The sequence below is a fragment of the Gordonia rubripertincta genome (genome assembly GCF_038024875.1).
Classification (GTDB): Bacteria; Actinomycetota; Actinomycetes; order Mycobacteriales; family Mycobacteriaceae; genus Gordonia; species Gordonia rubripertincta.
The window spans coordinates 4,483,314-4,496,048 of the sequence record NZ_CP136136.1 but is presented as its reverse complement, the minus strand read 5'-3'; the positions used below and the strand labels follow the sequence as shown (position 1 = coordinate 4,496,048).

General features: G+C 69.3%; 10 protein-coding genes. 6 read left to right on the top strand and 4 right to left on the bottom strand.

Features of this window, described 5'->3' with window-relative positions; all coding sequences use genetic code 11:
- The first annotated feature begins 6 nt into the window (after positions 1 to 6).
- The 5 genes from dxr (at position 7) to RVF83_RS20390 (ending at position 6,507) form a co-directional block, all read left to right on the top strand.
- Positions 7 to 1,179 (top strand): 1-deoxy-D-xylulose-5-phosphate reductoisomerase, encoded by a 1,173-nt coding sequence (gene dxr, locus RVF83_RS20410; protein WP_005199003.1) that lies wholly within the window; start codon positions 7 to 9, stop codon positions 1,177 to 1,179.
- A 34-nt stretch (positions 1,180 to 1,213) separates the two neighbouring features.
- Positions 1,214 to 2,440 (top strand): M50 family metallopeptidase, encoded by a 1,227-nt coding sequence (locus RVF83_RS20405; RefSeq protein WP_005199004.1) that lies wholly within the window; start codon positions 1,214 to 1,216, stop codon positions 2,438 to 2,440.
- Positions 2,441 to 2,506: 66 nt separating this feature from the next.
- Positions 2,507 to 3,694 carry a flavodoxin-dependent (E)-4-hydroxy-3-methylbut-2-enyl-diphosphate synthase gene (gene ispG / locus RVF83_RS20400; RefSeq protein ID WP_005199005.1) on the top strand — a complete coding sequence of 396 codons (1,188 nt, stop codon included), beginning with the start codon at positions 2,507 to 2,509 and terminating at the stop codon, positions 3,692 to 3,694.
- Positions 3,695 to 3,756: 62 nt separating this feature from the next.
- The gene (locus tag RVF83_RS20395) at positions 3,757 to 4,593 is read left to right on the top strand and encodes a GNAT family N-acetyltransferase (protein WP_039880572.1); all 837 of its coding nucleotides are present in this window, start codon (positions 3,757 to 3,759) and stop codon (positions 4,591 to 4,593) included.
- Between the two features lie 81 nt (positions 4,594 to 4,674).
- Positions 4,675 to 6,507 (top strand): penicillin-binding transpeptidase domain-containing protein, encoded by a 1,833-nt coding sequence (locus RVF83_RS20390; protein ID WP_039880531.1) that lies wholly within the window; start codon positions 4,675 to 4,677, stop codon positions 6,505 to 6,507.
- Positions 6,508 to 6,513: 6 nt separating this feature from the next.
- On the opposite strand, the gene RVF83_RS20385 is transcribed toward RVF83_RS20390, so the two are convergent.
- Genes RVF83_RS20385 through RVF83_RS20375 form a run of 3 tightly spaced genes read right to left on the bottom strand, consistent with a single transcriptional unit; the run spans position 6,514 to position 9,388 of the window.
- A complete protein-coding gene (locus tag RVF83_RS20385) occupies positions 6,514 to 7,308 on the bottom strand; it encodes a heme ABC transporter ATP-binding protein (RefSeq protein WP_005199008.1) in 795 nt (264 codons plus the stop codon).
- The gene (locus tag RVF83_RS20380) at positions 7,305 to 8,414 is read right to left on the bottom strand and encodes a FecCD family ABC transporter permease (protein WP_005199009.1); all 1,110 of its coding nucleotides are present in this window, start codon (positions 8,412 to 8,414) and stop codon (positions 7,305 to 7,307) included. The genes RVF83_RS20385 and RVF83_RS20380 overlap by 4 nt, the downstream gene beginning before the upstream one ends.
- The gene (locus RVF83_RS20375; RefSeq protein WP_051989303.1) at positions 8,411 to 9,388 is read right to left on the bottom strand and encodes a heme/hemin ABC transporter substrate-binding protein; all 978 of its coding nucleotides are present in this window, start codon (positions 9,386 to 9,388) and stop codon (positions 8,411 to 8,413) included. The genes RVF83_RS20380 and RVF83_RS20375 overlap by 4 nt, the downstream gene beginning before the upstream one ends.
- Before the next feature lie 174 nt (positions 9,389 to 9,562).
- On the opposite strand from RVF83_RS20375, the gene map reads away from it, so the two are divergent.
- Entirely contained in the window at positions 9,563 to 10,426 is an 864-nt protein-coding gene (gene map, locus RVF83_RS20370; RefSeq protein ID WP_005199012.1) for a type I methionyl aminopeptidase, read from the top strand.
- A gap of 16 nt (positions 10,427 to 10,442) precedes the next feature.
- On the opposite strand, the gene RVF83_RS20365 is transcribed toward map, so the two are convergent.
- Positions 10,443 to 12,596, bottom strand: a complete 2,154-nt coding sequence (locus RVF83_RS20365) for a protein kinase domain-containing protein (RefSeq protein WP_005199013.1) — start codon at positions 12,594 to 12,596, stop codon at positions 10,443 to 10,445.
- Positions 12,597 to 12,735: the final 139 nt, after the last annotated feature.

Here is a 12,735-nt window from a genome sequence, read left to right as displayed (position 1 = left end):
GGATCCGTGCCCACACGTGTGTTGATCCTCGGTTCGACCGGCTCCATCGGCGTTCAGGCGCTCGAGGTGATCGCCGAACATCCCGACCGCTTCGAGGTCGCCGGTCTCGGCGCGGGCGGCGGGAACCTCGACCGGCTGGCCGAACAGGCCGCGGCCTTCGGAGTCCCTGCATCCCGGCTCGCCGTCGCCGACGGGGCGCGCGCCGCCGAGCTCGCCGAACGACTCGGAGCTCCGGTCCTCGGGGGCGCCGACGCCATGTGCGACCTGATCGACGCGGTCGCCGCCGACGGTGGGATCGACGTGGTGCTGAACGCCGTGGTGGGTTCGATCGGCCTGGCGCCCTCGCTCGCCGCCCTCCGGACCGGTGCTCGACTCGCCCTCGCCAACAAGGAATCGCTCGTCGCCGGGGGATCTCTGGTCCTCGACGCGGCGGCGCCCGGTCAGATCGTCCCCGTCGACTCCGAGCACTCGGCGATCGCCCAGTGCCTGCGGGCCGGAACCGCCGCCGAGGTGGACCGGCTGGTCCTCACCGCCTCGGGTGGACCGTTCCGCGGCTGGACCCGGGAACAGCTCGAGGACGTCACCCCGGAGCAGGCCGGTAAGCATCCCACCTGGTCGATGGGTCCGATGATCACCCTCAACTCGGCGACCCTGGTCAACAAGGCCCTGGAGGTCATCGAGGCGCATCTGCTCTTCGACGTCGACTACGACCACATCGACGTCACGGTGCACCCGCAGTCGATCGTGCACTCGATGGTGACCTTCGTCGACGGCGCGACCGTCGCCAAGGCGTCGCCGCCGTCGATGAAACTCCCCATCGCGCTGGCGCTGGGCTGGCCGGATCGCGTCCCCGGTTCGTCCACCGCGTGCGACTTCTCCACCGCCTCGGCGTGGACGTTCGAGCCGGTCGACGACAGGGTCTTCCCCGCGATCGAGCTCGCCCGGATCGCGGGACGGGGTGGCGGGAGTCTCACCGCGGTGTACAACGCCGCGAACGAGGCGGCCGCCGACGGCTTCTTCGCAGGTGCGATCCGTTTTCCGCGGATCGTCGAGATCATCGGCGAGGTGCTCGGCGAGGCGGATCAGTGGCGTGGTGCGCCAGGTACTGTGGAGGAGGTCTTCGCCGCCGATCGGTGGGCCCGGGAGCGCGCCGCTCAGCTGGTCGCCGCCTCGTCGTGATCGGTGCGCATCGTGATCTGGATGGAGTGAGTACGTGAGTTTCGCGATCGGTGTCACGCTTTTCGCGGTGGCACTGTTGCTGTCGGTCGCCTGGCACGAGTGCGGTCACATGTGGGCCGCGCAGGCAACCGGCATGAAGGTGCGTCGGTACTTCGTCGGCTTCGGGCCGACGATCTGGTCGACGCGCCGCGGCGAGACCGAGTACGGACTCAAGGCTATCCCGCTCGGCGGCTTCTGCGACATCGCGGGCATGACTCCGCACGAGGAGCTCACCGCCGACGAGCAGGACCGCGCGATGTACAAGCAGAAGGCCTGGAAACGGCTCGTCGTGCTGTTCGCCGGTCCCGCGCAGAACTTCATCCTCGGTTTCGTCCTGATCATCATCGTCGGCCTCACCTTCGGGCTGCCCGACCTCAGCCCGCCGCCGACCCCGGCGAAGGTCGCCGAGACCCAGTGCGTGTCGTCGACGATCACCATCGCCGACGGCGAGCAGACCAACTCGCCCTGCACCGGCGGCGGACCAGCGGCAGCCGCGGGGCTGCGCCCCGGCGACGAGATCGTGGCCATCAACGGACAGCCCGTGGGCAAGGCCTCCGACCTCACCCCCGTCATCCGCGAATCGACCGGACCGGTCGTGCTGACCGTCGACCGCGCCGGCGAACGCCTCGACCTGACGATGACTCCCGAACCGGTCACCGTCACCGCCGAGCGCTCCGACGGGACCACCGAGACCGTGTCGTACAACATGGTCGGTATCGCCTACGACGCCCCGCCGGCGATCAAGGACTTCAACGGCTTCGACGTGATCCCGGGGGCCTTCGTCTTCACCGGCGACCTGATCAAGGAGACCTGGAACGCACTGCTGTCGCTGCCCACCAAGATCGGTGCACTGTGGACCGCGGTGACCGGTGGCGAGCGGGCGCTCGACACCCCGGTCAGCGTCTACGGCGCCTCCGTGCTCGGCGGGCAGGCGGTCGAACGCGGCCTGTGGGACATGTTCTGGATGCTGCTGATCAGCATCAACTTCTTCCTGGGCCTGTTCAACCTGGTCCCGCTGCTGCCGCTCGACGGCGGACACATGGCGATCGTCGGCTACGAGAAGGGCCGCGACACCGTTCGTCGCTGGTTCGGCCGGGCACCCGGTGCCGCCGTCGACTACTACAAGCTGCTCCCGATCACCTACGCCGCGGTGGTGGTGATGGCCGGCTTCATGGTGCTCACGCTCACCGCCGACATCATCAACCCGATCAATCCGTGGTGACCTCCCACAACGAATCCCCACCAGACGCCCGAGAAGACCCACACCCGAATCACAGAGGTGAATGAGATGAACGCCCCGACTCCTGCCAACGCCGTGCCGATCGGACTCGGCATGCCGGCCGGACCCCCGCCGGTGCTGGCCCCGCGCCGCAAGACCCGGCAGCTGTTCGTCGGCTCGGTCGGCGTCGGCAGTGACCACCCCATCTCGGTGCAGTCGATGACGACCACCAAGACCCACGACATCAACGCGACCCTGCAGCAGATCGCGGAGCTCACCGCCTCGGGCTGCGACATCGTACGCGTGGCGTGCCCCCGGCCCGAGGATGCCGAGGCGCTCCCGATCATCGCCAAGAAGTCCAAGATCCCGGTCATCGCCGACATCCACTTCCAGCCGAAGTACATCTTCGCCGCGATCGACGCCGGGTGTGCCGCGGTGCGCGTGAACCCGGGCAACATCAAGGAATTCGACGGCCGCGTGAAAGAGGTCGCGAAGGCCGCCGGCGACGCGGGCATCCCGATCCGCATCGGTGTGAACGCGGGCTCGCTGGACAAGCGCATCCTGCAGAAATACGGCAAGGCGACGCCCGAGGCGCTCGTCGAGTCAGCGCTGTGGGAGGCAGGCCTGTTCGAGGAGCACGGCTTCGGCGACATCAAGATCTCGGTCAAGCACAACGACCCGGTGATCATGGTCGAGGCCTACCGTCAGCTGGCCGCGCAGTGCGACTACCCGCTGCACCTCGGCGTCACCGAGGCCGGCCCGGCGTTCCAGGGCACGATCAAGTCGGCCGTCGCCTTCGGCGCATTGCTGAGCGAGGGCATCGGTGACACCATCCGCGTGTCGCTGTCGGCGCCGCCGGCCGAGGAGATCAAGGTCGGCGACCAGATCCTGCAGTCGCTCAACCTGCGTCCCCGCAAGCTCGAGATCGTGTCGTGCCCGTCGTGTGGTCGCGCCCAGGTGGACGTCTACAAACTGGCCGACGAGGTGACCGCGGGCCTCGAGGGCATGGAGGTCCCGCTACGCGTCGCCGTCATGGGCTGCGTGGTCAACGGACCGGGTGAGGCCCGCGAGGCCGACCTCGGTGTCGCCTCCGGAAACGGGAAGGGCCAGATCTTCGTCAAAGGCGAGGTCATCAAGACCGTGCCGGAAGCGCAGATCGTGGAGACCTTGATCGAAGAAGCGCTGCGGATCGCCGAGGAATCAGGGGAAACTGGAGACGGCACGCACGCCGGTTCCCCCGTGGTCACCGTCTCCTAGCTTCCACATCTCGAACCGACCGGGCGCTGTCGCGAGTCCCCGTGGGGAAGTGAGGAGCGGTGGTGCTGAAGCTACTGGGCGACAAACCGCTCGGCGCGCGTGATGCGGCTGCGGTCGAACGCGTGCTCACGTCCGACCCGGTGGCCATGTGCATGGTCGCCGCGAGGTTCGAGACCCATGGCATCAACCCGCGCCTGCTCGGCGGAGAACTGTGGACCGCGCAGGATCCCTCGACCTCGTTGTGCTTCTCCGGTGCCAACCTGATCCCGCTGATCGGCGCTCCCGACGACCTCGACTACTTCTCCGACCGCGCGGTCGCCGCGCCTCGTGCCTGTTCGTCGATCGTCGGCCGCGCCGACCTGGTGTTGCCGATGTGGCAGCAGATCGAACCCGTCTGGGGTCCGGCGCGAGAGGTGCGTCCGGTCCAGCCGCTGCTCGTCCTGTCCGGCGCTCCGGCGGTCCCGTCGGATCCGGCCGTCCGCCTGGTCACCCTCGACGATCTCGACGCCTACATGCCGGCTGCGATCGACATGTTCATCGGTGAGGTCGGTGTCGACCCGACGGCAGGCGACGGAGGACGTTCCTACCGCAGGCGGCTGGCGTCGCTGATCTCGGCGCACCGTGTCTTTGCGCGTTTCGACGGCCCCGAGGTCGTGTTCAAGGCCGAGATCGGGTCCCTGTCCCGGCGCGTCGGTCAGATCCAAGGCGTATGGGTCTCGCCGGAACGACGCGGCGAGGGGTTGGGCCTGGGTGGCACCGCGGCTGTCGCCGAGGCGGTCGCCGCCCACGGACGACTCCCGAGCCTGTACGTGAACAGCTTCAACGAGACGGCCCGCGGGGTGTACGACCGCATCGGGTTCACCGAGGTCGGCACGTTCGCGACCGTCCTCGTCGACTGAGCGGATCTCCGGACGACGTCACACCGCGGCCCCCGCGTGGCTTCCCGGGATCGAGGGCTCGCGCCCATAGACTCGACCGCGATGTGGCGCACGCGAACTCGATGGACCCCGGCGGTGATCGTCGCGGTCAGTGCTGTCGTGATCACCGCGACCGCCGCCTGCTCGTCCTCGGAGGACGACGGCCCGCGCCGGGCTGCCGAACGATTCCTCGAGGCGTACTCGCAACAGGAACTCGACGCCGCGGCCGCCCTCACCGACGTACCTCAGACTTCCCGCTCGGCGATGGAGTCGGCGTGGTCGGGACTCGCCGCCGAGGAACTCGAGGCGAAGGCCGGCCGGGTTCGGGTCACCGGTGACACCGCCGAGGTGGAGGTCGACTACACCTGGGCCCTGCCGCGCGGCCGCGACTGGTCGTACGACGCGACACTCCGCCTGGGCCGATCCGACGCCGGTTGGGCGGTGCGCTGGGCGTCGACCGCGGTCCATCCGAAACTCGGCGCGGACCAACGACTCTCGCTGCAGATCATCGAGGCGCCCCGCGCGACGGTGAACGAGGCCGACGGTTCGGAGGTCATGGTCAACGGCACCGTCGTCGGCGTGAACTTCGACCCGGAGAAGGCCACCGAGCAGGGAGCCTCGGTCGCGGCCTCGGTCACGAGCGCGGTCGCCGTGCTGCGTCGCTTCAACCGTGACCTCGACGAGCAGCTGATCACCGAACAGGTCACCTCGAACGGCCAGCAGTATCCGCTGGCCCGCCTCACCCATGCCCAGTTCGACAGGTTGCGGGACCAGCTCGCGATCCCCGGCGTCGTCACCAACGAACAGGCCGAGCTGGTCCCCAAGGACCCGAAGTTCGCGCCGGCTCTGCTGACCGAGGTCAAGAAGGTCGTCGACGGCGAGGTCGCCGGACGGGCCGGATGGCGGGTGGTCTCGGTGAACCCCAACGGACTCGACGCCGACGTGCTCGCCGACCACGACGCCGACCCGTCGCCCGCGGTGTCGCTCAGCCTGTCGCGGACCGTACAGAACGCGGCACAACGAGCTGTCAACGCCGCCAACAGGTTCCAGGTCGCGATGGTCGTCGTGCAGCCGTCCACCGGCCGAATCCTCGCCGTCGCACAGAATCCCAATGCCGATCGGCAGGGCCCGATTGCGACGACCGGCCTGTATCCGCCTGGCTCGACCTTCAAGATGGTCACCGCGGCGGCCGCCATCAATCGCAAGATGGCCGGACCCGATACCACCGTCGGATGCCCCGGCGAGATCCAGATCGGTCCGCGACTGATCCCGAACTACAACGGCTTCTCACTCGGCACCGTGTCGATGCTGCAGGCGTTCGCCGCGTCCTGCAACACCACGTTCGCCAAGCTCGCCAGCCAGATGGGTCCCTCGGACCTCGCGCACACCGCCGCGGCGATGGGGATCGGTCAGCGGTACTCGATCGCCGGCCTCGACGCGGTGTCCGGGTCGGTACCCATCGAGAACGAACTGGTCGCACGCAGCGAGGACGGCTTCGGGCAGGGCAAGGTGCTCGTCTCGCCCCTCGGCCTGGCGCTCGTCGCCGCGACCGTCGCCAACGGTTCCAAAGCTCCGGTGCCGCAACTGATCCTGGACAAGCCCACCGAGATCGAGGGGCCGACCCCGACGATGCCGCCGGAGGTCTACCAGCAGCTGCGGCCGATGATGCGCGCGGTGATCACCAGCGGTACCGCGTCGGTGATCGACGGGCGCGGAGCGGTGTTCGGTAAGACCGGTGAGGCCGAGTTCGCCGGCGGTTCACACGCCTGGTTCGCCGGTTACCGCGGCGACATCGCCTTCGCGACGCTCGTCGTCCGCGGCGGCGATTCGAACAACGCGGTCGCTGTCACCCGCGACTTCTTCGACGGGCTGGGTCCGGGGTACGCGGTCCGCTGAGCTCGATCAACGGGTTGAGCGTTCGGGGAGGATCACCCGGCGCCCGCCGTGGTCGATGACCTCGACCGGGTGGTCGTAGGTGTGCGTCAGCAGTTCGGCCGTCATCACCTCGTCGGTAGGACCGACGGCCAGCAGCTCACCGTGTTTCATCACCGCGATGCGGTCGGCGTAGGCGGCCGCGAGGGTCAGGTCGTGCACGACGAGCAGCACGGCGTTTCCGGCGTCGCGGTGGATGCGCAGGATCTCGAGGACCTGCTCCTGGTGGTGGATGTCGAGGGCGGCGGTCGGCTCGTCGAGCATCATGACCGGGGTGTCCTGGGCCAGTGCGCGCGCCAGCGACACCCGGGCCTGCTGTCCGCCGGACAACTGAGCGAAGGGGCGGTCGATGATGTCGGCGAGTTCGCACAGTTCGACGGCGTCGGCGATGACCGCGGGGGACTCGGCGGCCCGGGGGGTACGCAACCAGGGGTAGCGCCCCATGGCGACGACCTCGGCGACGGTGAACGGGGTGTCCACGCGGTTCTGCTGGGTGACCACGCTGCGGTGCCGTGCGAGTTCACGCAGCGAGGTGCTGGCGACGTCCCGGCCGTCGATCGTCACGCGCCCACCCTGCGGCTTCCGCGTGCCCGACAGCGCCGACAGCAGCGTCGACTTACCGCAGCCGTTCGGGCCGACCAGCGCCACGAGTTCGCTGGGGTGGACCTCGAGGGAGACCCCGCGGACGACCTCGCGGCCGCCGAGTTCGACCCGGACGTCCTCGGCGACGATGCCCGGTGTCGTCGCAATCGTCTCGGCGGTCACCAGCCCGCCCCCGCGCGACGGCTGCGGCGCAGCAGGATGAAGAACACCGGCCCGCCGATCAGTGCGGTGAACATGCCGAGGGGCAGGTCGGCGTCGCCGACCATCGTGCGGGCCGCGAGGTCGGCGCCGGTGATGACGAGCGCGCCACCGATCACGCTGGTGGGCAGCAGGATCGAGTGTTTGGGGCCGACGATGAGTCGCATCACGTGCGGGACCACGAGGCCGACGAAGGCAATGATCCCGGCGAAGGCGACGGCCGCGGCGGTCAGGATCGCGGTCAGCACGATCGCCTGCCGTCGAACCGATTCCACGTTGACGCCGAGCGACGCCGCCTGGATCTCACCGAGGGCGAGCAGGTCGAGTTTGTGGACCAGCAGTACGCAGGCGGCGACGCCCACGACCACGAGTGGCGCCACCACCCAGATCTCGCTCCAGGTGCGGCCGGCCAGCGAACCGAGCTGCCAGAAGATGATCTGCTCGCGGGCGGCGGTGGTGGCGACGAAGGTCAGGAAGGCGATGACGCCCGCGGCGAAGGCGTTGACCGCGATCCCGGTCAGCACCAGCATGATCGCCGACGACGACCCGTCACGCAGGGAGAGCAGGTAGACCGCGGCGGCGGTGACGAGTCCGAAGAGGAAGGCCGCGCCGGCCAGCGCCCAGTTCCCGGCGGCCCCACCGGCTCCCGCCGAACCACCGGCGAGGACGATGACCAGGCAGGCGCCGATGGCCGCCCCGGAGGACACCCCGATGATGCTCGGCTCGGCGAGCGGATTGGCGAGGACGCCCTGCAGCAGGCACCCCGCGGCGCCGAGTGCGGCGCCGACGAACAGTCCGAGCACGATGCGCGGGAACCGGACGTTCCAGAGCGCCCCTTCGCCGTTGGGATGTGCGGGCAGCGGTCCGATCTCCAGGTGGAAGTGGTGCGCGATGCTGCCGAGCACCTCCAGCGGTGGGATCTCCACCTGGCCGATCCCGGCGGAGACGATCGCGAGCGCCGCGGTCGCGAGAAGCATCACGACGACGACGACGGTGTTGCGCGTCCGGTGCGACCGGGCGGTCACGGGTGCTGCGGTCTCGGCCTTGGTCTCGGCGGTCGGGATGCTCACGTGTAGATCGCCTTCGCCAGCGCAGAGAGGACGAGTCCGACGTCGGGACCGAAGGCCAGGATCTTGCTCTCGTCCATCTGGACGACGCGGCGGTTGCGGCCCGCCTCGGTGTCGGCGATCCCGGGAAGAGTCAGCACCCCGTCGGGTCCGCCGACGGTGTCGGCGCCCTGGGTCATGACGATGAGGACGTCGGGGTCGGCGGTGATCATCGACTCGGCGGTGACGGCGGTGAACGCGCCGGTGAGCTGGGCCGCCTCGCCGGCGTCCCGGCCGCCGAGTTCGGCGATCAGATCGTCGGCGCCCGAACCGGGACCGGCGAGGAGCAGCAGATTGCGGCCGCGGATGTAGAGGAAGGCCATCGTCGGGTCGCCGGAGGGGTCGGGGACGAGATCGCGGGCCGCCTCGATCTGCGCATCGGTACGGTCGACGAGCTTCTCACCCGCCTCGGGAACGCCGAGTGCCTTGGCGACCGACCGCATCAACGTGTCGTTGGACGCGAGGTCGCGAGTGGCGGGGAACACCACGACGGTGACCCCGGAGTCGCGGATCTGGTCCACCGCGGTCACCGGTACCGTCGACTCGCTGACCAGCAGGACCGTCGGGGCGAGGGCCAGAACGGATTCGGGGTTGAGGCTGTGCCCGCGGTTCGTCACCACCGGGAGTCCGACCGCGGACGGGAAGGCCGTCGAGGTGTCGCGGCCGACGACCCGCGAGCCCATGCCGAGAGCGAAGACGATGCTGCCGAGGGTGCCGCTGACGTCGACGGCGATGATCCGGCTGGTGTCGGTCACGGTCACCGGTCCGTAGCGAACGGAATCGACGGTGACCGGCAGTGCCGATCTCGGATCGTCGGCGACGGGTGTCACGTCGTTTCCGTCGAGGGCGGCCGTCTGCGGCCCGTTGCGCAGGTGCGCACCGGGGGAGTGCCGGTCCTGTTCGATCGGGGTGACGAAGCACGCCGAGACGGTCACCATGGTGAGGACCACCACCAGCAAGGCCCGCACCGATCTGATCGACGCGCCCACCGTCACCACCTTCGAATCGGTTTCCGACGCCCAGTGGCGTGGAAGTCTTAGGGCGAGCTTAGTTGTCGCGGGCTTGCCGTCCGCGCGCCGGTCCTCCGCGGACGGGCGGATAAAGTGGTTCGCATGCCAGTTCGCAGTGCCCTGACCCCCGGTACCCCGACGCCGATCCGGACCGTGCCCGACTCCATCGAGCGGCCGGAATATGTGTGGAAACCCACCGTCAACGAGGGCCACGAACCCTGGGTGCAGACGCCGGAGACCATCGAGAAGATGCGCCTCGCAGGCAAGATCGCCGCGAATGCGCTCGCCGAGGCCGGCAAGGCCGTCGCACCCGGCGTGACGACCGATGAACTGGACCGGATCGCGCACGAGTACATGGTCGACCACGGCGCCTACCCGTCGACGCTGGGCTACAAGGACTTCCCCAAGTCCTGCTGCACCTCGCTCAACGAGGTGATCTGTCACGGCATCCCGGACTCGACCGTCATCGCCGACGGCGACATCGTCAACATCGATGTCACGGCCTACATCGACGGCGTCCACGGCGACACCAACGCGACCTTCCTCGCCGGGGACGTCGAGCAGGAGGTCGTCGACCTCGTCGAGCGCACCCGTACCGCCACCGAGCGGGCGATCAAGGCGGTCAAGCCGGGACGCGAACTCAACGTCGTCGGACGCGTCATCGAGGCGTACGCGAATCGCTTCGGCTACAGCGTCGTCCGCGACTTCACCGGGCACGGCATCGGTGAGACCTTCCACAACGGGCTGGTCGTGCTGCACTATGACGAGCCGAACGTCGACACCGTTCTCGAACCCGGCATGGTGTTCACCATCGAGCCGATGATCAATCTCGGCGGCCTCGCCTGGGAGATGTGGGACGACGGTTGGACCGTCGTGACCGCCGACCGAAAGTGGACCGCGCAGTTCGAACACACCCTCGTGGTCACCGAGGACGGCGCGGAGATCCTCACCCTGCCGGACGCCTGATCGGCTTTCTGTACGACTAGGCGGGGAAGCGCACAGGTTGCGGCTCGTTGCTCGTCGTCGTGGTGCCGTTGCCGAGCTGACCCTTGCCGTTGAGCCCCCAGCAGTACATGTCGGAGCCGGCAACCGCACACACGTTGGCCGAGCCGGTGGTCACCTCGGTGACGTCCGACAGCCCGTTGATCCGGTCCGGGGCATGGTCGGGGAGCGCGCTCCGTGAACCCCAGCAGTATGCGGAACCGCGCGCCGCGGCGCAGGCGGCATAACCAGTGGTGGAGACCTGTGTCGCGCCCCGGACGTCGATCGGCGTCGGTCGCTGCCGGCTGACCTCGGTGCCGTCGCCGAGCTGGCCGGAACCGTTCTCGCCCCAGCAGAACACGGTCCCCGAGGAGCCGCCGGAACCGTTCGCCACCGCGCACGTCGAGTAGAGACTCGTGGAGATCGAGGTGGGGGAGTCCAGGTCGACCTTGGTCGGGGTCGGCCGATTGGTGGTGGTGCCGTCGCCGACCTGCCCGTCGGCGTTGTTCCCCCAGCAGTACGCGGAGCCCGACGCGATGGCGCAAGTCGTCGTGTGCGAGGTCGAGATCGCCGTGACGTTCGACAGACCGGAGACGCGTGTCGGTGTCGGGACCGTGGGGTCGGTGCCCGCACCGGTCTGCCCGTTGAGGTTGTTTCCCCAGCAGTAGAGGTCGCCGGAGCTGATGGCGCAGGTGGTGAGGCCCACGGCCACGGCACTGACGTTTGTCAGACCGGACACCTTGGTCGGCAGCGTGACGTTCTGGCCGGTCTGTCCGGCGCCCTGGCCCCAGCAGTAGAGGTCGCCCGCGGCGATCGCACAGGTTCTGCCGAGGCCGCCCATGCCGACCGCCGACACGTCGTCGAGGCCGGAAACCTTTGCCGGGCGCGCCCGGTCCGTCGTCGAACCGTCGCCGAGGGTGCCGTACTGGTTGCCGCCCCAGCAGAACAGCTCGCCGCCCCGCACCGCGCAGGTGCTGTCGCCGCTCGAGGCGATGGACTCGACGTCGCCGCCCGAACCCGGTGTGGCACCGCTCGATCCGGCCGACGAGCTCGTCGATGTCGAGGCCCCGGAAGCCGGGGTCGCCGGGGCGTCGTCGGAGCCGACCAGGACGATCGCGGTGATCACGAGCGCGAGGACGAGGACGAGGACACCTGCGCCGACACCCACGAAGAGCCCGGTTCGCTTCGTCGGCGGTGGCGGGGCGAAGCCGCCGGCGAAGACCGGGGCCGGGGTGGGCGGTTGATGCGGGATGTGCGGCTGGAACGGGGGGTGTTGCGGAATCCGTGGCGGGAACGCCGGGGCCGGGGTGGTGGGTGCCGCGCGCCGCGGGCCCGCGGCCGCCGCCTGCTCGAGTGCTCGCGCGAACTCGGTACACGATGCGAACCGGTCGCCGGGTTGCTTGGCGAGCGCCCGGGCGAAAACCGGATCGAGATGCGCCAGAGCCGGATCGTGGTCCGACGGGCGGGGCACGGGCGAGTTCACGTGGCCCGAGATGAGTGCCATCGGCGTGCTGCCCGGGAACGGCTGACGGCCGGTGAGCAGCTGGAAGACGGTGCAGGCCAGTGCGTACTGGTCCGAGGCGGGGATCGCGGCCTCTCCGGTGAGCAATTCGGGGGCGGCGTAGGCCAGCGTGCCGACGAACAGGTTGGTCGCGGTCATCTTGTCGCCGTCGACGAGACGAGCGATACCGAAGTCGAGGACCGTGACCCGGGTGATGCGGCCGTCCGGCCCACGGGCGACGACGATGTTCGCGGGTTTGACATCGCGGTGGATGACCCGCTGACCGTGCGCGTAGTCGAGGGCGTCGGCGACGCGACCGGTGATCGTGACGACCTCGTCGACGGGCATCGGGCCGGCGCCGGTGAGGTCCCTGCCGTCGAGATAGGTCATCGAGAACCACGGGCTGCCGTTCTCGACACCGTGGGTGAACACGGTGACGATGCCCGGGTGATCGAGGGCTGCCGCTGTCCGGGCCTCGTTGCGGAACCGCTCGTGGAAGCTCGGATCGGCCGGGTTCGGCGAGATGATCTTCAGGGCCTCACGACGGCCCAGCGTCGGATGTTCGACGAGCCAGACCTGGCCCATCCCGCCGCGCCCCAACAGGGAGATCACGCGATACCCGGCGAACGTCGAGCCGGGTTCCACTGTCTCCACGCCCGACGACCCCCTTGTCCCGACCCGCTCGCACAGGTCTTCCCGACCACGCCCTCGCAGGCGGTGTCGTCACTGTAACCAGCCGGAGCGGCCCACGAGGCAAGTGGTGCGTCGTGTGAACGACCCAGCCACTACGCTG